This window comes from Bradyrhizobium sp. USDA 372, from assembly GCF_053629095.1.
Genome location: NZ_JBRJHR010000001.1, coordinates 4,170,269 through 4,189,309 on the forward strand (window position 1 = coordinate 4,170,269; position 19,041 = coordinate 4,189,309).

A 19,041-nucleotide genomic window follows, 5' to 3' on the forward strand; every position below is an offset into this window, starting at 1 on the left:
CGCTTCTGGATGCTGAGCGCTTCTCGCTCAGGACGTGCCGGCCCGATCCAAAGGGGATCGCGGAGGTCCGAATCAACGGTAAGGATGATGGCGGAATCGCGAATTCCAGCGAATCCGTACCACTACCGGCTCCGTAGTCGTACGTAAGCGCATGGGCAACCGTGCCCCGGACAAAGCGCAGCGCGAAAGCGATGCGCTGCAGAGCCGGGGGGCAGAGGGCAACAAGCGCGACTGTTGCTGATATGGGTCCCAGCTCAGCGGAGCGGCATTGCATGCCGCACCGCGTCCGGGACACGGGAGAGTAGTACGCTCGCGCGGCCTACTTCCGCACGCAGATGACGCGCACGACGGAGGCCTTGGCGTCCGCCGACGCGCCATTCGCCGCGACCCCGTTCGCCTTCAGGAATCCGCGCACCGCCTCTGCCGAGACCATCAAAGCCTGTGACGCCGGTACCGATGTCGCAGGCCCTGCGACCATGGCCGGCTTCAGCAGCGCGATGCCGGCGAACCTGCCGTCGGCGTCGACGGCCGGGCTGCCGGAGAAGCCAACCGCCGGCGGCGGCGAGAGCGCGGAATTGCTGCCCGTCACCGGCGCCAGCGCGGCCTTGAGGCTCGACACGCCGGCCGCGCCGCCCTGGCTTTGCGGATCGGCGATGCCGACGACATCGACATTGGTCTTCACGGCCCCGCCGGCGAGGCTGAGCGGTCGCAACCCGCGCGCGCCGTAGATGTGCAGCAGCGCCAGATCATGCTCCTTGTCCTCGGCGAGACGGTCGGCGCTGCCATGGCCCGCGATCGTGATCGCAAGGCAGCCGTCGGTGACGAGGCGGTCGGTGACAATCGCGCCGTCCTCGCTGACGACGATGCCGGTGCCGTATTCGACGGTCTTGCGCGGCGGCGGCCCGGCCAGCGGTCCCGACGGAAACGCGTTGAACGCGCTCGACATCGCGATCACGATCGGCTCGACAGTATTCTCTGTCGCCTGGTCGTAGAGGATCGTCATGGTGCGGACCTCGTCGCCCCTAAAGGTGCCGCGTACGTAGAATTTCTTCAGGCCCTGCAAGCCCGACAGCACGAAGAAGTCGGGCTTCACCACGGTGTAATCGACCTTGCGCCCGGACGGCTCCTTCTCGAGCTCGGCGAGCTTTGCAGAGGTCGGGTTCGCCTCCTTGCGGCGGCTGAGAACCACCTGCACCGTCCCTGTCGGCGAGGTCCATTTCGAGCCATTGGCGTCGCTTGCCTGCTGCGGCACCAGCTTGCCGGGAATGCCGAGCCGGGCGCCGCTGGTCGGCTCCGTCACGATCTTCCAGCCGACGCTCTCCTGCTTCTTTCGCGCCGTCTCGGCGAGCGCGGCGCGCTCCTGCGGATTGAGCACGCCAGTCGGCTTGCCGCCCTTGGTCTTCTGGTATTCCTTGATGGCGTTGACCATGCGCTCGCTGACGTCGCCGGTGATGGCGCCGTTATACTGGCCGACCCAGGCGAGGTCGGACTGCAGCGCCAGCCGCTCCGCCTTTGCCATGGCATCGGCGGTCGCCGACGGCGTCTGCATTGCGGGAGGCTGGATCGGGACGGTCTGGACCGTTTTCGGCTTGGTGCCGGCGACTTGCGACGTGGTCATCTGGGCATGCGCGCCCGTGGCGGCTGCAAACACCAAGGTTGCCGCAAGCATCGATCTCATGACAAATCCAGCCAGCCCATTGAACGTCAAGACATTGAAAAGCATGCCATTGAAGCACATCTCGTTGGTCGCGAACAACGTAGCGGTGGTTCAGGCCCAAGGTCGAGCCGTGTACACAGGTCCTCATCCTGAGGAGCGGCCTCAAGGCCGCGTCTCGAAGGATGGCCCCAGGTGAGATCGGGGCCTTCATGGTTCGAGACGCGCGTTCCGCGCTCCTCACCATGAGGATCGAAAGCGAGCGCTTGGTAGGAGAGGCGTACGACGATGCTGAGCCCGGACGAACTCGAACGCTATGCCCGCCACATCGTGTTGCGTGATGTCGGCGGTCCTGGCCAGGCCGCGCTGAAGCGGGCCTCGGTGCTGGTGATCGGCGCCGGCGGGCTCGGCGCGCCCGCTTTGATGTATCTGGCCGCCGCCGGCGTCGGCACGCTCGGCGTTGTCGACGACGACGTGGTGTCGCTGTCCAACCTGCAGCGCCAGGTGATCCACACGACGCCCGACATCGGCCGGCACAAGGTCGAGAGCGCGGCCGAGCGGATCGCGGCGCTCAATCCACACGTCCGCTTCGTCGGTCACGCCACCTGGCTCAACGCCGACAATGCACTCGGCCTGATCGGCGATTACGATCTCGTGCTCGACGGCTCCGACAATTTCTCGACGCGCTATCTCGCTTCCGACGCCTGCTTCTTCGCCAAGCGGCCGCTGATCACCGCGGCGCTCGGCACCTTCGACGGCTCGCTCACCACCATCCGTGCCCACGAGACCAACGAGCAGGGCGAGTTCAACCCGACCTATCGCTGCCTGTTCCCGGAGGCGCCGCCGCCGGGCACCGTGCCGGCCTGCGCCGAGGCCGGCGTCATGGGCGCGCTCGCCGGCGTGCTCGGCTCGATGATGGCACTCGAAGCAATCCGCGAGGTCGTCGGCTTCGGCGACGGCCTCGTCGGTCGCCTGCTGATGATCGATGCGCGCGCGATGCGCTTCGAGACGCTGCGCTACGGGCGCGATCCCGCCAATCCGCTGAACGGCGACGGGCCTGTGATCACCGATCTCAGCGTGCACCGCGAGTGAGCCGCGCGTGTACTCATAAATTGGCCGCGTCCACTTTGTTTAGAGCGTTCAGCGAAAGCGGGGGAGGCCCGAAACCGTTGTCCGAGGCGTCACCTGGATAAAAAAGCAAAACTAGCGGCGTGACGATCCCCACGATGGGAATGCAGATAAGCAGGCTGGCGAATCCAGATTTGTTGATATCATGAAACCGCTTCGCCGTGGCTGCAAAGAGAACCCAAATCATAACGATTAGGGGCGTCATACCGGTGAGGGTACCAAGATCACCCATTGAGCGAAGGCTAGGCCACGTCAGCGCGAAAATGACAATCGGTCCCACATATCCGATCAACATTACCATCGCGTACTGAGATCTATTCATGCGGCCGTAAAAACCAAAAAATGCGCGCAGGTAGTTCATTGCATTCGCAACGGGCGTGCCGTTTCCTTCCTTGCAAAAATGCTCAACCGCAACCCTAGGCTTTGTCGTTGCGTGGTCAAGAGCCACTTTGCAGTCTCAGACGGCTGATGTCTGCTGGGGAGGCCCTCGCGCGCACCCTCACAGCATGCTCGGCAGCACGCGATCCGGCGGCTTGTGGGCGTCGAGGAAGGTGCGGATGTTGATGATCACCTTCTCGCCCATCTCGACGCGGCCCTCGATCGTGGCCGAGCCCATATGCGGCAGCAGCGTCACCTTGCCGGCCTTGGCGAGCCGCACCAGTTTTGGATTCACCGCGGGTTCGTGCTCGTAGACGTCGAGGCCGGCGCCGCCGATCTCGCCGCCCTCGATCAGCTTGATCAGCGTGTCCTCGTCGGTGACCTCGCCGCGCGCAGTGTTGACGATATAGGCGTCCTTGCGGATCAGCTTCAGCCGCCGCGCCGAGAGCAGGTGATAGGTCGCCGGCGTGTGCGGACAGTTCACCGAGATGATGTCCATCCGCGCCAGCATCTGGTCGAGGCTTTCCCAATACGTCGCGCCAAGCTCCTCGGCGATCACGGGGGCGACGGGACGGCGGTTGTGATAGTGGATCTGCAGGCCGAAGGCCCGGGCGCGGCGCGCCACCGCCTGGCCGATGCGGCCCATGCCGATGATGCCGAGGCGTTTGCCCCCGATGCGGTGGCCGAGCATCCAGGTCGGCGACCAGCCGGCCCAGGGCTTGCCGTCGGTCAGGATCGAGGCGCCTTCGATCATTCGCCGGGGCACCGCCAGGATCAGCGCCATGGTCATGTCGGCGGTGTCTTCGGTCAGGACCTTCGGCGTGTTGGTGACGGTGATGCCGCGGGCATGGGCGGCTGTGACGTCGATATTGTCGACGCCGTTGCCGAAATTGGCGATCAGGCGGAGCTTGCAGTCGGGCTGATTCACGACCTCGGCGCTGATATGATCGGTCACGGTCGGAACCAGCACGTCGGCGGTGCGGGCGGCTTCCGCGATCTGCTCGGGCGACATCGGCGTGTCGTCGAGATTGATCCGCGCGTCGAACAGCTCGCGCATCCGCGTCTCGATCGAATCCGGCAGCTTGCGCGTCACCACGACGAGGGGCTTTTTCTTCACCGACATGTCCTGCTCTCATGAGACATCGCAGGCCGCCTCTGTCGCCAAAGGCCGGTCGTTGAGGCCTCATTAACCCGGTTGTTCGACACTGCCCTTGCCGTGTCCGTCCCCGGCGTTTCCTCCAAGCTCACCCGACATTTCCGGCCGGAAAATCGGGGCCAATTGGTTGCTCAAGTGCCCGTTCTCTCTAGCAGAAGGCCGGGCCAAGACAAGAACCACGGCTTAGGGCTTGGAACCCGCGTGGGGCGGGGACAAGGGGCAGGCGCGGCAGGGTTTTTGGAATTTGGGGTGAGGGCCCGGTCTGCCGGGTCTTCGAAGGAGACGGGTTGATGGCGTTGGGGCGTTTTTGTGCGGTGATGGCGCTCGTTTGCACCTGGTTGAGCGCCTCGGTCGGCCCCTCGCATGCGGCGAAGGACAATACTCCGCAGACCGCCAGCGGCCTGCCGGTGCCGCGCTATGTCAGCCTCAAATCGGATCACGTGAACGTCCGCGCCGGCCCGACCAAGGACAATGACGTCGCCTGGGTCTACACCCGCGCCGGCCTGCCGGTCGAAATTACCGCCGAGTTCGAGAATTGGCGCCGGGTGCGCGATTCCGAAGGCGCCGAGGGCTGGGTCTACCACTCGCTGTTGTCGGGCCGTCGCACCGCCGTCGTCACCATGAAGCACAAGGACGATCTCGCGCCGATCTATGACCGGCCCGATCCCGACAGCGCGGTTGCGGCCAAGCTACAGGCCGGCGTCGTCACCCAGGTCAAGAAATGCGCCGCAGGCTGGTGCCGCGTCATCGGCAATGGCTTCGACGGCTGGATCCAGCAGGAGCGCCTCTGGGGCGTCTATTCGGACGAGCAGGTCAATTGACGCCGAAGGCTGAAGGGCGAGCTGCTGCCCCAACGTCATGCCCGGGCTTGTCCCGGGCATCCACGCTCTTCTGACTAGCCCCAAAACGTGGATGGCCGGGACATAGGCGAGCGCAAGCGACGCCGTCCTTCGGACGGCTATGCCCGGCCATGACGACGAAATCAGCGATGTAGGGTCTCAGCGCTTCTTGCGCAGGCGCACGACCATGTCGATGCGGGAGATCTCGTAGCCCTCGGGCACCTCGGGCATCTTGGACAGCGCCAGATGCGGATCCTCGATGTCGACCAGCTCGTGGCTGTTCTCGAGATAATAGTGGTGGTGAGTGGTGACGTTGGTGTCGAAATAGGTCTTGGTGCCGTCGACGCTGACCTGGCGGAGCAGGCCGGCATCGGTGAGCTGGTTCAGCGTGTTGTAGACGGTCGCCAGCGACACCGGGACCTTGGCGAGCGTCGCTTCCTCGTACAGCATTTCAGCCGTGAGGTGGCGTGCGCCTTTTCCGAACAGCAGCCAGCCCAGCGCCATGCGCTGACGCGTCGGCCGCAACCCCGCGGACTGCAGCATTTCGTTGACGTCGTGCCAGGGACAGCCGGTCAGGGCCGGCTGGCGGCCGGACAGGAGGGCCGCGGCATGGTCGTCGTCGTGTTGGGACGCGGTATTCTCGTTCATTTCCAAGATTTCGGGCACGCGTGAACAATATCTATCTGTAATATAAGAACAGAAAGATGCAGATGCAAGTTTCTCGCAACTAGAGCTGTTCTAATCAGGCTTGGAACCGCCTGGGGATCGCGTCATTTTACCTTCATGGATGCGCTTTGCCACCCGAAATGGCCTGTGTTAGAGAGCGCGCGGTTCCGCTTAGCCGATTTTGGCGCAACCGGGCATGGAAGCCCGGTCGGGAGTCCATCCGAAGCTTGCGCAGGTCGCGGCCGGCGGTGGCAATTGGCGTTGCTCTCCGATCGAGGCGGGGCCGATTTTCGCCAAGTTACGCCGCTCAATCGGGATTTGAACAGAGGCTCGTGAATGCTGAACAGGCGCAACGGTTACGACTACGAAGATCTGCTGGCCTGTGCCCGCGGCGAGATGTTCGGCCCGGGCAATGCCCAGCTGCCGCTGCCGCCGATGCTGATGTTCGACCGCATCACTGACATCAACGACAATGGCGGTGAGTTCGGCAAGGGCCTGGTGCGCGCTGAGCTCGACGTGAAGTCCGATCTCTGGTTCTTCGGCTGCCACTTCAAGAACGATCCTGTCATGCCCGGCTGCCTCGGCCTCGATGCGCTGTGGCAGATGGTCGGCTTTTACCTTGGCTGGAGCGGGGGCGAAGGCCGCGGCCGGGCCCTTGGCCTGAGCGAGCTCAAGTTCAGCGGCCAGGTGCTGCCGGAAGCGCGCAAGGTTGTGTACAACATCGATATCAAGCGCGTGATGCGTTCGAAGCTCGTGCTCGGCATCGCCGACGGGTGGCTTTCGGTCGATGACCAGATTATCTATCGCGCCAAGGATCTGAAGGTCGGCCTGTTCAAGCAGGGCACGAGCCTGGGCTGAGCGCATCACCGAGAAGACAACGAGCAGAAGACAACGATTGAGGCGAGGCTGTCATGAGGCGGGTTGTGGTCACCGGGATGGGCATCGTCTCGTCGATCGGAAACAACACCCAGGAAGTGCTTGCGAGCCTTCACGAGGCGAAGTCGGGCATTTCGCGGGCTGAGAAATATGCCGAGCTCGGCTTCCGTTCGCAGGTGCAAGGCGAGCCGACGCTCGATCCTTCGACGGTGGTCGACCGCCGCGCGATGCGCTTCCTCGGCCAGGGCGCGGCGTGGAATCACATCGCGATGGAGCAGGCGATCCAGGATTCCGGCCTGTCGCCTGACGAAGTCTCCAACATCCGTACCGGCATCATCATGGGCTCCGGCGGCCCCTCGGCGCGCACCATCGTCGAAGCCGCCGACATCACCCGCTCCAAGGGCCCGAAGCGCGTCGGCCCGTTTGCGGTGCCGAAGGCGATGTCCTCGACGGCGTCCGCGACGCTTGCGACCTGGTTCAAGATCAAGGGCGTGAACTATTCGATCTCCTCGGCCTGCGCGACCTCGAACCATTGCGTCGGCAATGCCTATGAGACCATCCAGATCGGCAAGCAGGACGTCATCTTCGCCGGCGGCTGCGAGGAGCTGGACTGGTCGCTGTCGGTGCTGTTCGACGCCATGGGCGCGATGTCCTCGAAGTACAACGACACGCCGGCCACGGCCTCGCGGCCCTACGATCTCAATCGCGACGGCTTCGTCATCGCCGGCGGCGCCGGCGTCCTGGTGCTGGAAGAGCTCGAGCATGCCAAGGCGCGCGGCGCGCGCATCTATGGCGAGGTCGTCGGCTATGGCGCGACCTCGGACGGCCACGACATGGTGGCGCCGTCGGGCGAAGGCGCCGAGCGCTGCATGCGCATGGCGATGTCGACGGTGAAGACCAAGGTCGACTACATCAACCCGCACGCGACCTCCACCCCGGCCGGCGACCCGCCGGAGATCGAGGCGATCCGAAATGTGTTCGGCGTCGGCGAGAAGTGCCCGCCGATCTCGGCGACCAAGGCCTTGACCGGCCACTCGCTCGGCGCCACCGGCGTGCAGGAGGCGATCTATTCGCTGCTGATGATGAACAACGGTTTCATCTGCGAGAGCGCGCACATCCAGGAGCTCGATCCCGTGTTCGCCGACATGCCGATCGTGCGCAAGCGCATCGACAACGTCAAGATCGGCACCGTGCTGTCGAACTCGTTCGGCTTCGGCGGCACCAACGCCACGCTGGTGTTCAGCCGGCTGGACGTGTGAGTTCTACCTTGCCGACTCCGGCGGAAGGACCAGACGAGATCAACTGGCACGACGGGGTTCTCGTTGACCTTCGAATTTCGGGGTTTGCCGAGGGCGAGCAGGAATTCACCCTTATCGTCGATCTGTATCCGGACGCTGACGTGCACGCGCCGCGACGCCGATACCGCTGCATTGGAACGAACGTTTTCCGTTTCGTCATGAGCGGCGATATCGGGCGACTTCTGAAGAATCGATCCAGCGGGAATATCGATCTTTTGCGCATGGAATATACGGCCGATACAGAAATCCTTGTTGTCTGCCTGTTTGGTGGAACAATCGAAGTTGAAGCCAGATCTTTCCGACTCATGGAATCCACCACATGACTTCGTTGATGAAAGGCAAGCGCGGTCTGATCATGGGCATCGCCAATGATCATTCCATCGCCTGGGGCATGGCGAGGACGCTGCATGTCCACGGCGCCGAGCTCGCCTTCACCTTCCAGGGCGAGGCGCTCGGCAAGCGCGTCAAGCCGCTGGCGGAGCAGCTCGGCGTCGATCTGGTGCTGCCTTGCGACGTCGAGGACATCGCCAGCGTCGACGCCACTTTCGCGGTGCTCCGCGAAAAGTGGGGCAAGCTCGACTTCGTCATCCACGCCATCGGCTTTGCCGACAAGAACGAGCTGAAGGGCCGCTACGCCGACACCAGCCGCGAGAACTTTTCGCGCACCATGGTGATCTCGTGCTTCTCGTTCACGGAGGTCGCAAAGCGCGCCGCCGAGCTCATGACGGAAGGCGGCAGCATGATCACGCTGACCTTCGGCGCCTCGGAGCGCGCGATGCCGAACTACAACGTGATGGGCGTCGCCAAGGCGGCGCTGGAAGCTTCCGTGCGCTATCTCGCCGCCGATTTCGGACCGCGCGGCATCCGCGTCAATGCGATCTCCGCCGGCCCCATCCGCACGCTCGCCGGCTCCGGCATCGGCGAGGCGCGGGCGATGTTCGGCTTCATGCAGAAGCACGCGCCGCTCCGCCGCGGCGTCACGCTCGACGAGCTCGGCGGCTCGGCGCTGTATCTGTTGTCGGATCTCTCGGGCGGCGTGACCGGCGAGATTCATTATGTGGATTCCGGCTACAACGTCATCCTGATGCCGCGGCCGGATGATTTGAAGGCGGAATAGGCGACCCTGCCGTAGGGTGGGCAAAGGAGCGCAAGCGACGTGCCCACGATCTCCCAGCGATCGCCATAGATAGAGGACGTGGGCACGCTTCGCTTTGCCCACCCTACGAGAGCTTGCTTACCCCGCCGCGATCTTTTCCGCGCGCTGGAACGCCGGCCGCGCCGTGCAGCGCGCCAGATAGGCGTCGAACGCGGGGCGCGACGGCACCATCTTGAACCGGCGTACCGCGTAATTCAGGCCCGAGCCGATCACGACGTCGGCGGCGGAAAATTCCTCGCCGAGAAGCCACGGGCCCTTGGCGAGCGCGGCGTCCAGTACGTCAAACACCTGCGTCGCGCTGCCCCAGGCCGCAGTCGAGGTCGGGATCTCGATCTTGGTGAAGATCTGGATGATGGCCGGCTCGATGCAGCCCGGTGAAAAGAACAGCCATTGCAGATAGCGCGCGCGGCGTGGATCGGTCACGGCGGGCGCGAGCTTCGTCTCGGGATAGCGGTCGCCGATATAGGCGCAGATGGCCGCGGCTTCGGCGAGCGCAGCATCGCCGTCGGTCAGCGCCGGCACCTTGCCCATCGGGTTGATCTTCAAATAGTCCGGCGCCTTCTGCGCGCCGGTCGAGATGTCGGTCAGCACGCGCTCATAGGGCAGGCCGCTCTCCTCCATCAGCCACAGCGTCGTGAACGAGCGCGAGCGGGGTGACCAATAGAGCTTGATCATGGCGCGGACCTCATTGCTGGAGCAGTCCTGGTAATGTCCGGTCGAGGCTTGTCGTCAATAAGGCACGGACACCGTCCCGCAGCTTTGCGTTGGCCGCCACCTCGGCGGGAGCCGATGGAAAGGCCGCCTCGTCCATCTCCTTGTTGGGACCACTGATCGGGTTGATCCCGATCAGGCGGGACATCATCGGCTCGTCATCAAGGCTTGCGGGGCCCTTTTTGATGGCCTCGAATGACTGCCCGTCGTACACGGTGATGTAGGTCAACGCGTACAGGAACGTGCGGCGCTTGATCGGGTTGCCCCATTTGACGATGCCAAAGCCTTCGACGGACTGGTTGGTATTGCTGAAGCGGTTCTGGTATCGCTCGATCAGGACATAGCGTTGGCACTTGGTGGTGGCAGCGCTCTGCTGCACGAACTCCTGTCGTTCCGGGTTCCGACGCAGCATCGGCGATCCCGATTCCACGGCATGCGCAAAAGCAGCGGGCGAATACGCAATTCGCCTGACCGACTTTCCGGCTGCGGCGGCACGAAGCCGCGACAGGATGAGATCGTCCAGCCCCCAGCTGTCGACCGGCACGGGTGTGTACTCGTTGCCGAACATGGTGAAGCCGACCTGCTGAACGCCGAAACGATTGGCGGCCGCGGCCAGGAGGCCGATTTCGCATGGGCCGCCGTCTACAGCGCCCGCCCGCTTGGGATTCGGCGTGCCTTTCGGAGTTGCGCCCTTGGCTGGGCGCGTCGTTGGCGTCGCCGATGGCGGTGCAGGCTGCGCCGCGGCGACACTGACGAGGCCAAACAGGGAGAGCGCGGTCAAACAGATGCGAAACATGGAATCGGCGGGCGGGGATCACGGCTTGGAGATGTCCGATCAGGACTTGAGATAAGTCTTAGGGCGAGCCGATGACAACCGCAAGGCGAGGACCTCGGCGCGCTATGCGTCGATGGTCCTTCGTTTCCACCGGTAATACTTCATCACGAACCCGTTCGACGGCTCGATCTCTTCCTTCTCGAACACAAAGCCCCCGCGCTCGTACCAGCGCCAGGCCTTTTCGTTCTCGCGCACACAGCGCAGATGCATCTCGTCGGGCATTTGCGTGCGCGTGAAGGCGAGCAATTGCCGGCCGAGCGATTGGCCTTGATAGGCCGGCGCGACGAACAGCATGTCGAGATAGAGCTTTGGCAGATGCAGCGCCAGCATCGCAGCGATCGTGCCTCGGTCATCGGCGACGAACAGGCTCCAGCCGTCCGCGATCTCGCGCCTGATGCGCGCACGCAAGTTCGCCAGCAGGAAGTCGCTGGCTTCGGCGAGCCCGGTCGAGACCCAGCTCTCCATCCAGACACGCCCGATCTCGTCGTACTCGTCCGGGCGAGCGGGGCGGATGATCGGATGCGACATCCGGTCAAGCCTTCTGGCGCAGGGATTGCCGCGCGCGCACCTTGCCGGCCGACAGGCACACCACTTCGGAAATCTGCAGCAGCTGCCGCGCCAGCGGGCTGGTCTTGCGCCAGACCATGCCGATGGTGCGCGACGGCTCGGGGTCGCGGAAGCGCGCCAGCGAGACCGAGGCGGAGCGCGTCTCCACCGGCACCGCCATCTCCGGGATCAGGGTGACGCCGATGCCGGCGCTGACCATCTGCACCAGCGTCGACAGCGAGTTCGCATCCAGCATCTCGCGCGGCGGCGCCGATTGCATGTTGCAGAACGACAGCGCCTGGTCGCGGAAGCAGTGCCCCTCCTCGAGCAGCAGAAGCCGCATCTCGCGCATCATCTCGCGCGACGGCACCGGTGTGCCTTCATCGGCGCCCGGGCGCACCAGCAAAAATTTCTCCTCGAACAGCGCGACCTCGGTGAGCGAGGGCTCCGACACCGGCAGCGCCACGATGGCGGTGTCGAGCCGGCCCTCCACCAGTTCCTGGATCAGCCGCGGCGTCATGGTCTCGCGCACGCGGATGTCGAGCTCCGGGTGCATGCGCGTGAGATTCTTGGTGATCTTGGGAAGTAGGTAAGGCGCGATGGTCGGGATCATGCCGATGCGCAGGCGGCCGGCGAAGCGGTCCTGCGATGCGCGCGCGAAATCGCCGAGCTCGTCGACCGAGCGCAGGATGTCGCGCACCCGTTGCGCCAGCTCCTCGCCGAACCGGGTCAGCGCGACCTGCCGCGCGCTGCGCTCCAGCAGCAGGCCGCCCAGCGCCTCCTCGAGTTCCTTGATCTGCATCGACAGGGCCGGCTGCGAGATCGAGCAGGACTCGGCCGCGCGGCCGAAATGGCCGTGACGGGCCAGCGCATCGAAATAGCGGAGCTGGCGCAGCGTCAGATTGATCATCAGAAAATCCTATCGCAGCGATCACTAAAGTCAACTTCCCCTGATAGGACGCGGCGCTTAGAGTGGTTCTACCTGGTCAAGGGCGCGAGTTCGACGCCGCCAGAGGAGGTATTCATGGACGACACTTCGAAGTGCCCGTTTTCGGGCGGAAAACCCACGCGCGTGAACCGCGACTGGTGGCCGACGCAGCTCAACATCGAGGTGCTGCACAAGAATTCCGATCTGTCCGACCCGATGGGCAAGGAATTCGACTACGCCAAGGAGTTCAAATCGCTCGACTTGAACGCGGTCATCAAGGACCTCACGGCCCTGATGACGGACTCGCAGGAATGGTGGCCCGCCGACTTCGGTCATTACGGCGGCCTGATGATCCGCATGGCATGGCACAGCGCGGGCACCTACCGCATCACCGACGGCCGCGGTGGCGCCGGGGCCGGTCAGCAGCGTTTCGCTCCGCTCAACAGCTGGCCCGACAACGCCAACCTCGACAAGGCCCGCCGTCTGCTGTGGCCGATCAAGCAGAAATACGGCCGCAAGATTTCCTGGGCCGATCTGATGGTGCTCGCCGGCAACGTCGCGCTGGAATCGATGGGCTTCAAGACCTTCGGTTTCGCCGGCGGCCGCGCCGACGTCTGGGAGCCGGAAGAGCTCTATTGGGGCCCGGAAGGCACCTGGCTCGGCGATGAGCGCTACAGCGGCGAACGCCAGCTCGCCGAGCCGCTCGGCGCCGTGCAGATGGGCCTCATCTACGTCAATCCGGAAGGCCCGAACGGCAAGCCGGATCCGGTCGCCGCGGCCAAGGACATCCGCGAGACCTTCTTCCGCATGGCGATGAACGACGAGGAAACCGTCGCGCTGATCGCCGGCGGCCACACCTTCGGCAAGACCCATGGCGCGGGCGATCCATCGCTGGTCGGCCCGGAGCCGGAAGCCGGCGCGCTGGAAGATCAGGGCCTCGGCTGGAAGAGCAAGCACGCATCGGGCCTCGCTGGCGATTCCATCACCAGCGGCCTCGAGGTGACCTGGACGCAGACCCCGACGAAGTGGAGCAACAACTTCTTCGAGAACCTGTTCAAGTACGAATGGGAGCTGACCAAGAGCCCGGGCGGTGCGAACCAGTGGACGGCGAAGGGCGCCGACGCCGTCATTCCTGACGCCTTCGACAAGTCGAAGAAGCATCGCCCGACGATGCTGACGACGGACCTCTCGCTACGCTTCGATCCCGCTTACGAGAAGATCTCGCGGCGCTTCCTGGAGCACCCGGATCAGTTCGCGGATGCCTTCGCCCGCGCCTGGTTCAAGCTCACCCACCGCGACATGGGTCCGATCCAGCGCTATCTCGGCCCGCTGGTGCCGAAGGAGACGCTGATCTGGCAGGATCCGATTCCGGCCTTGAACCACGAGGTGGTCGGTGAGCAGGACATCGCTTCGCTGAAGAGCAAGATCCTGGCTTCGGGTCTGTCGGTCTCCGAGCTGGTCTCGACCGCCTGGGCGTCGGCCTCGACGTTCCGCGGCTCGGATAAGCGCGGTGGCGCCAACGGCGCACGCATCCGCCTTGCTCCGCAGAAGGACTGGGAGGTGAACGATCCGGCCCAGCTCGCCAAGGTGCTCGGCAAGCTCGAAGCGATCCAGAAGGACTTCAACGCTTCGTCAGGCGCGAAGAAGGTCTCGCTCGCGGATCTCACCGTGCTCGGCGGCACCGCCGCGGTCGAGAAGGCCGCCAAGGATGCCGGCGTCGAGGTCAAGGTCGGCTTCACGCCGGGCCGCATGGATGCTTCGCAGGAGCAGACGGATGCGGCCTCATTCGCGCCGCTGGAGCCGCGCGCCGATGGTTTCCGCAACTACATCGGCAAGCGGCATCAGTTCATGCAGCAGGAGGAAGCTCTCATCGATCGTGCGCAGCTCTTGAGGCTCACCGGCCCCGAGATGACGGTGCTGGTCGGCGGCCTGCGTGTGCTCGGCGCCAACGCCAACGGCTCGAAGCACGGCGTGTTCACCACCAAGGTGGGAACGCTGAGCAACGACTTCTTCGTCAACCTGCTCGACATGAGCGCGCAGTGGACGCCGGCTGCCGACGGCACCTACGAGGCACGCGACCGCAAGACCAATGCGGTGAAGTGGACCGGCACCCGCGCCGATCTCATCTTCGGCGCGCACTCGCAGCTCCGTGCCTTCGCCGAGGTCTATGCGACCTCGGACGCCAAGGAGAAGTTCGCCAAGGACTTCGCCAAGGCTTGGACCAAGGTGATGAACCTCGACCGCTTCGACATCGCGGCGTGAGTGTGACACCTCTCCCATAGGGAGAGGTCGGCGCGCAGCGCCGGGTGAGGGGTTCTACTCTCTCGTGGGACCAAACCCCCTCACCCGATTTGCTTCGCAAATCGACCTCTCCCCGCTGGGGAGAGGTGAAGAGCAGCGCGCTGACGGATCGAGACCACCAACAAAAAGGGCGGCCTTTCGGCCGCCCTTCGTTTTTTGCTTTGTCGCGAGAGGCCTTACTCGCCGGCTGCTTCGCGCGGGGCCTTCTCGCCTTCGGCCTTGTCCTTGCCCTCGAGGTCCTCGCCGGTGGTCTGGTCGACCACTTTCATCGACAGGCGGGTCTTGCCGCGATCGTCGAAGCCGAGCAGCTTGACCTTGACCTTGTCGCCTTCCTTGACGACGTCGGAGGTCTTCTGCACGCGGCTGGCCGCGAGCTGGCTGATGTGGACGAGGCCGTCCTTGGAGCCGAAGAAGTTCACGAAGGCGCCGAACTCCATCACCTTGACGACGGTGCCGTCATAGATCTGGCCGACTTCCGGATCGGACGCGATCGACTTGATCCACTTGATCGCGGCCTTCATCGCCTCGCCGTCAGAGGAGGCGACCTTCACGGTGCCGTCGTCCTCGATGTTGACCTTGGCGCCGGTCTTCTCGACGATCTCGCGGATCACCTTGCCGCCGGTGCCGATCACTTCGCGGATCTTGTCGGTGGCGATCTTGAAGGTCTCGATGCGCGGCGCGTATTCGCCGAGCTCGGCGCGGGCCGCGGTGAGGGCCTTGGCCATCTCGCCGAGGATATGGATGCGGCCGTCCTTGGCCTGGGCCAGCGCCACCTTCATGATCTCTTCGGTGATGCCCTCGATCTTGATGTCCATCTGGAGCGAGGTGATGCCCGTTTCCGTGCCGGCGACCTTGAAGTCCATGTCGCCGAGATGGTCCTCGTCGCCGAGGATGTCCGAGAGAACCGCAAAGCGCTTGTCTTCGAGGATCAGGCCCATCGCGATGCCCGCGGTCGGCCGCTTCAGCGGCACGCCCGCATCCATCAGCGCCAGCGAGGCGCCGCAGACCGAAGCCATCGAGGACGAGCCGTTCGACTCGGTGATCTCCGACACCACGCGCGTGGTGTAGGGGAACTCGTGATGCGGCGGCAGCACCGGACGAATCGCGCGCCAGGCCAGCTTGCCGTGGCCGATCTCGCGGCGCTTGGTGCCACCGAGGCGGCCGGTCTCGCCGACCGAGTAGGGCGGGAAGTTGTAATGCAGCAGGAACGTTTCCTTGTACGTCCCGGACAGCGCGTCGATGTACTGCTCGTCCTCGCCGGTGCCGAGCGTGGTCACGACCATCGCCTGGGTCTCGCCGCGGGTGAACAGCGCCGAGCCGTGGGCGCGGGGCAATACGCCGACTTCGGCGACGATGTTGCGCACCGTCTTGCTGTCGCGGCCGTCGATGCGCTTGCCGGTGTCGAGGATGTTCCAGCGAACGATCTTGGCCTCCAGCTCCTTGAACACGCCGGCGATGCGCAGCTTGTCGTATTGCGGCTCCTGCCCTTCGGGGAAGTAATGGGCCATCACCTTTTCCTTGACCTTGCCGACGGCGGCGTAGCGATCCTGCTTGACCGGAATGGCGTAGGCGGCGCGCAGCTCCTGCTCGACCAGGCCGAGCATTTCCTTCTCGAGCGCCGAATTGTCGATGACGGTGACTTCGCGCGGCTCCTTGGCAGCCTTCTCGGCGAGATCGATGATGGCGTTGATCACCGGCTGGAAGTGGCGGTGACCGAACATCACGGCGCCGAGCATGATGTCTTCGTTCAGTTCCTTGGCTTCCGATTCCACCATCAGCACGGCGTCGGCGGTGCCGGCGACGACCAGGTCGAGCTGGGTGTCGACCATCTCGTCGAGCGTCGGGTTGAGAATGAATTCGTCATTGGCGAAGCCGACGCGGGCCGCGCCGATCGGGCCCTTGAAGGGGGCGCCGGACAGCGTCAACGCGGCGGAGGCCGCGACCATCGCCACGATGTCGGGATCGTTCTCCATGTCGTGCGACAGCACGGTGACGATCACCTGGGTCTCGTTGCGCCAGCCATCGACGAACAGCGGGCGGATCGGACGGTCGATCAGGCGGGAGACCAGCGTCTCCTTCTCGGTCGGACGGCCCTCGCGCTTGAAATAGCCGCCGGGAATGCGGCCCGCAGCGTAGGCCTTTTCCTGGTAGTCGACGGTCAGCGGCAGGAAGTCGACGCCTTCGCGCGGCGCCTTCGCCGCGACGACGGTGGCGAGCACCACGGTCTCGCCATAGGTGGCGACGACGGCACCGTCGGCCTGGCGGGCGATCTTGCCGGTTTCGAGCTTGAGTGGGCGTCCGCCCCAGTCGATCTCGACTGAATGCTTATTGAACATAGAGGTCTTCTTTCATGGGTTCTCGAAAGAAGGGACGGCTCTCGAAAAACAAAAACCATGCGCAAGATTGCGGGACGCTGATCGGAGCGGATGATCAGCGTCCTGCGATCCTGCCATGGTTTTTGGATGTCGGATGGCGTCCATCCTTTCGGGTCATACGGGCGCCTTGCCCGTTGTGCCCAGCCGCCGGATTGCTGCTGGACTGTCAGTCGGCACGAATGCGAACACCGAACCGCGGTCCTCGCCCTTCATGCCCGGATGCTCGCCCTCAACGGCTTGCGTCCGATGTGCGCGCAACCTCGATCAAAAAGCTTGAAATAAGCGCTTTCGTTCGAAACCACGTGCGAAAACGCGCGCCGGTGGCGCGCGCAGGAACTCTTAACGACGAATATTGTGCTTCTCGAGCAGCGCCTTGTAGCGTGCCTCGTCCTTCTTCTTGAGATAGTCGAGGAGCGAGCGGCGGGTCGAGACCAGCTTCAAGAGGCCGCGACGCGAATGGTTGTCCTTCACGTGGGTCTTGAAATGGTTGGTGAGGTTGTTGATGCGTTCCGACAGGATCGCGACCTGAACCTCGGGCGAGCCGGTGTCGCCGGCCTTGGTGGCATTCGTCTTGATGACTTCCGCTTTGCGTTCTGCGGCAATCGACATCGTCAATTTCTCTCGTTGCGACCGGGGCTGGCAGTCAGGCCGGTCAGGTTGAACACACGCTTGGGGATGATTTCGCCATTGCCAACTTCGGCAAGCGCCAAAAGACGGCCTGCCACCGTGACATAGACTGTGCCGCTACAAGTGGGCGCATCCCGTCCGCGCAACAAAACGGCCTGGCCCCGATGGAGCCTTGCCGCATCAGCCCGAGTGACGGCCAGTGCCGGGATGTCGTCCAGCGCGGTCTCAACGGGCAAAAGCGCGTCGGCGAGGCTGCCCTCGCCGGACGCGGCTCTATCGCACAAAGCCTCCAACTGATCCAGCGGAATCATGTCGTTTTCGCCAAATGGGCCGACCAGGGTCCGCCGGAGCGCGCAGATATGGCCGTAAGTGCCGAGAATCCGGCCCATATCGCGGGCCAGCGCCCGCACATAGGTGCCCTTGCCGCATTCGGCCTCGAACACGGCCCGGTCGTTATCCGGTTGATCTACAAGGGTTAAATGGTGAATCTCGACCGGGCGGGGGGCCAGCTCCACGACCTCGCCGTCGCGGGCGAGGTCATAGGCGCGCTCGCCCTGGACCTTGATCGCCGAATAGCGCGGCGGGACCTGCTCGATCACCCCGGTGAAGCGGGGCAGCAGAGCGAGGATGGCCTCCCGGCTCGGGCGCTGGTCCGAGGTCGCGGTCACCCGGCCCTCGATGTCGTCGGTGTCGCGCTCCTCGCCCCAGCAGACCGTGAAGCGGTAGCGCTTGCGGCCGTCCATCACGAAGGGGACGGTCTTGGTGGCCTCACCGAGCGCGATCGGCAAGCCCCCCGAGGCGAGCGGATCGAGCGTGCCGGCGTGTCCGGCGCGCTTGGCGTTGAACAGCCGCTTGAGCACGGCGACCGCCTGGGTCGAGGTCATGCCGATCGGCTTGTCGAGCACGACCCAGCCATGGACGTCGCGGCGGTCGCGCCGAACCTGGTTGCCCTTCTGCTGCCTGGCGCGCGGATCGTTGTTGACGCGGCGCGGCTCCTGATGCGGCTGCGAATTCTCCGCGAAATTGTTGTTCTGCACGTCGCGCTGGTCGGTGTCGTTGCCGCCGATCGTGCCGTGAGCGGGGTCCATGGTCATTGCTCTTCTTCCCGATCCGAATGCGGATCCTGTTCCAAATCCTTCTGCACCGCAGGCGTTCGCAAAAGCTTCTCGATCCGTTCCGCTTCGTCGAATCGTTCATCGACGCGGAAGCGAATGTCAGGTGCAAATTTCAGGTTAACGCGCCGCGCGACCTCGCCGCGCAGGAACTTCTTGTTGCGTTCGAGCGCAGCGATCACGATCTCGGTGTCGCGGCCACCGAGCGGCATCACATAGACTGTCGCGAGCTTCAGGTCGGGCGACATCCGCACCTCCGGCACGGTGATGATGTGACCTTCCAGATCAGCATCATGCACATTGCCTTGCGCCAGAATATCGGCCATCGCGTGGCGAACCTGCTCGCCGACGCGCAACTGACGCTGCGAGCCGCCGGGCGCGGAACTCTTCTTCTGATGATGCCGTGGCATTTTTTCGAAAATCACCTCGTCATGCCCGCATCCGCGACACGGGCA

The 19,041-nt window shown here is 64.4% G+C and carries 19 protein-coding genes; 7 read left to right on the forward strand and 12 right to left on the reverse strand.

Features of this window, described 5'->3' with window-relative positions; genetic code table 11:
- Positions 1-319: 319 nt before the first annotated feature.
- The gene (locus AB7M16_RS19700) at positions 320-1,678 is read right to left on the reverse strand and encodes a serine protease (RefSeq protein ID WP_453944952.1); all 1,359 of its coding nucleotides are present in this window, start codon (positions 1,676-1,678) and stop codon (positions 320-322) included.
- Positions 1,679-1,942: 264 nt separating this feature from the next.
- Here AB7M16_RS19700 and AB7M16_RS19705 point away from each other — a divergent pair, with 264 nt between their 5' ends.
- Positions 1,943-2,746 carry a HesA/MoeB/ThiF family protein gene (locus AB7M16_RS19705; RefSeq protein WP_453944953.1) on the forward strand — a complete coding sequence of 268 codons (804 nt, stop codon included), beginning with the start codon at positions 1,943-1,945 and terminating at the stop codon, positions 2,744-2,746.
- A 13-nt stretch (positions 2,747-2,759) separates the two neighbouring features.
- Here the strand turns inward: AB7M16_RS19705 and AB7M16_RS19710 are convergent, their stop codons facing one another.
- Complete coding sequence (locus tag AB7M16_RS19710; protein WP_453944954.1) at positions 2,760-3,230, reverse strand: DUF805 domain-containing protein; 471 nt, start codon at positions 3,228-3,230, stop codon at positions 2,760-2,762.
- A gap of 51 nt (positions 3,231-3,281) precedes the next feature.
- Positions 3,282-4,283, reverse strand: a complete 1,002-nt coding sequence (locus AB7M16_RS19715; protein ID WP_172788582.1) for a 2-hydroxyacid dehydrogenase — start codon at positions 4,281-4,283, stop codon at positions 3,282-3,284.
- Positions 4,284-4,606: 323 nt separating this feature from the next.
- Between AB7M16_RS19715 and AB7M16_RS19720 the strand changes: the two genes are divergently transcribed.
- Complete coding sequence (locus AB7M16_RS19720; RefSeq protein ID WP_172788581.1) at positions 4,607-5,137, forward strand: SH3 domain-containing protein; 531 nt, start codon at positions 4,607-4,609, stop codon at positions 5,135-5,137.
- Between the two features lie 177 nt (positions 5,138-5,314).
- On the opposite strand, the gene irrA is transcribed toward AB7M16_RS19720, so the two are convergent.
- Positions 5,315-5,803: an iron response transcriptional regulator IrrA gene (gene irrA, locus AB7M16_RS19725; RefSeq protein WP_036009037.1), complete on the reverse strand. Its 489-nt coding sequence runs from the start codon at positions 5,801-5,803 to the stop codon at positions 5,315-5,317.
- Between the two features lie 354 nt (positions 5,804-6,157).
- Between irrA and fabA the strand changes: the two genes are divergently transcribed.
- From fabA to fabI, 4 genes are read left to right on the forward strand one after another with little or no spacing between them, the layout of a single operon-like run.
- Positions 6,158-6,679, forward strand: a complete 522-nt coding sequence (gene fabA / locus AB7M16_RS19730; RefSeq protein ID WP_439401906.1) for a bifunctional 3-hydroxydecanoyl-ACP dehydratase/trans-2-decenoyl-ACP isomerase — start codon at positions 6,158-6,160, stop codon at positions 6,677-6,679.
- 53 nt (positions 6,680-6,732) lie between these two features.
- Complete coding sequence (gene fabB / locus AB7M16_RS19735) at positions 6,733-7,956, forward strand: beta-ketoacyl-ACP synthase I (RefSeq protein ID WP_260381546.1); 1,224 nt, start codon at positions 6,733-6,735, stop codon at positions 7,954-7,956.
- A gap of 8 nt (positions 7,957-7,964) precedes the next feature.
- Positions 7,965-8,318, forward strand: a complete 354-nt coding sequence (locus AB7M16_RS19740; RefSeq protein WP_453944955.1) for a hypothetical protein — start codon at positions 7,965-7,967, stop codon at positions 8,316-8,318.
- On the forward strand, positions 8,315-9,112 hold the full coding sequence (gene fabI / locus AB7M16_RS19745) for an enoyl-ACP reductase FabI (RefSeq protein WP_260381547.1): 798 nt from the start codon (positions 8,315-8,317) through the stop codon (positions 9,110-9,112). The genes AB7M16_RS19740 and fabI overlap by 4 nt, the downstream gene beginning before the upstream one ends.
- A gap of 117 nt (positions 9,113-9,229) precedes the next feature.
- Here the strand turns inward: fabI and AB7M16_RS19750 are convergent, their stop codons facing one another.
- From AB7M16_RS19750 to AB7M16_RS19765, 4 genes are all read right to left on the reverse strand, one after another.
- Positions 9,230-9,826 (reverse strand): glutathione S-transferase family protein, encoded by a 597-nt coding sequence (locus AB7M16_RS19750; protein ID WP_453944956.1) that lies wholly within the window; start codon positions 9,824-9,826, stop codon positions 9,230-9,232.
- Between the two features lie 10 nt (positions 9,827-9,836).
- Entirely contained in the window at positions 9,837-10,658 is an 822-nt protein-coding gene (locus AB7M16_RS19755) for a hypothetical protein (RefSeq protein WP_453944957.1), read from the reverse strand.
- Between the two features lie 102 nt (positions 10,659-10,760).
- The gene (locus AB7M16_RS19760; protein ID WP_453944958.1) at positions 10,761-11,225 is read right to left on the reverse strand and encodes a GNAT family N-acetyltransferase; all 465 of its coding nucleotides are present in this window, start codon (positions 11,223-11,225) and stop codon (positions 10,761-10,763) included.
- A 4-nt stretch (positions 11,226-11,229) separates the two neighbouring features.
- On the reverse strand, positions 11,230-12,153 hold the full coding sequence (locus AB7M16_RS19765; RefSeq protein ID WP_260381551.1) for a hydrogen peroxide-inducible genes activator: 924 nt from the start codon (positions 12,151-12,153) through the stop codon (positions 11,230-11,232).
- Between the two features lie 114 nt (positions 12,154-12,267).
- Between AB7M16_RS19765 and katG the strand changes: the two genes are divergently transcribed.
- Complete coding sequence (gene katG, locus AB7M16_RS19770; protein WP_453944959.1) at positions 12,268-14,433, forward strand: catalase/peroxidase HPI; 2,166 nt, start codon at positions 12,268-12,270, stop codon at positions 14,431-14,433.
- A 215-nt stretch (positions 14,434-14,648) separates the two neighbouring features.
- On the opposite strand, the gene pnp is transcribed toward katG, so the two are convergent.
- The 4 genes from pnp to rbfA all read right to left on the reverse strand — a co-directional run bounded on the left by pnp (position 14,649) and on the right by rbfA (position 18,996).
- On the reverse strand, positions 14,649-16,808 hold the full coding sequence (pnp, locus tag AB7M16_RS19775; RefSeq protein WP_453944960.1) for a polyribonucleotide nucleotidyltransferase: 2,160 nt from the start codon (positions 16,806-16,808) through the stop codon (positions 14,649-14,651).
- A 378-nt stretch (positions 16,809-17,186) separates the two neighbouring features.
- Entirely contained in the window at positions 17,187-17,456 is a 270-nt protein-coding gene (gene rpsO / locus AB7M16_RS19780) for a 30S ribosomal protein S15 (RefSeq protein WP_008540131.1), read from the reverse strand.
- A gap of 2 nt (positions 17,457-17,458) precedes the next feature.
- Entirely contained in the window at positions 17,459-18,568 is a 1,110-nt protein-coding gene (gene truB, locus AB7M16_RS19785) for a tRNA pseudouridine(55) synthase TruB (protein WP_212257699.1), read from the reverse strand.
- A complete protein-coding gene (gene rbfA, locus AB7M16_RS19790) occupies positions 18,565-18,996 on the reverse strand; it encodes a 30S ribosome-binding factor RbfA (protein ID WP_036008998.1) in 432 nt (143 codons plus the stop codon). Before rbfA ends, truB begins: the two co-directional genes overlap by 4 nt.
- Between the last annotated feature and the right edge of the window lie 45 nt (positions 18,997-19,041).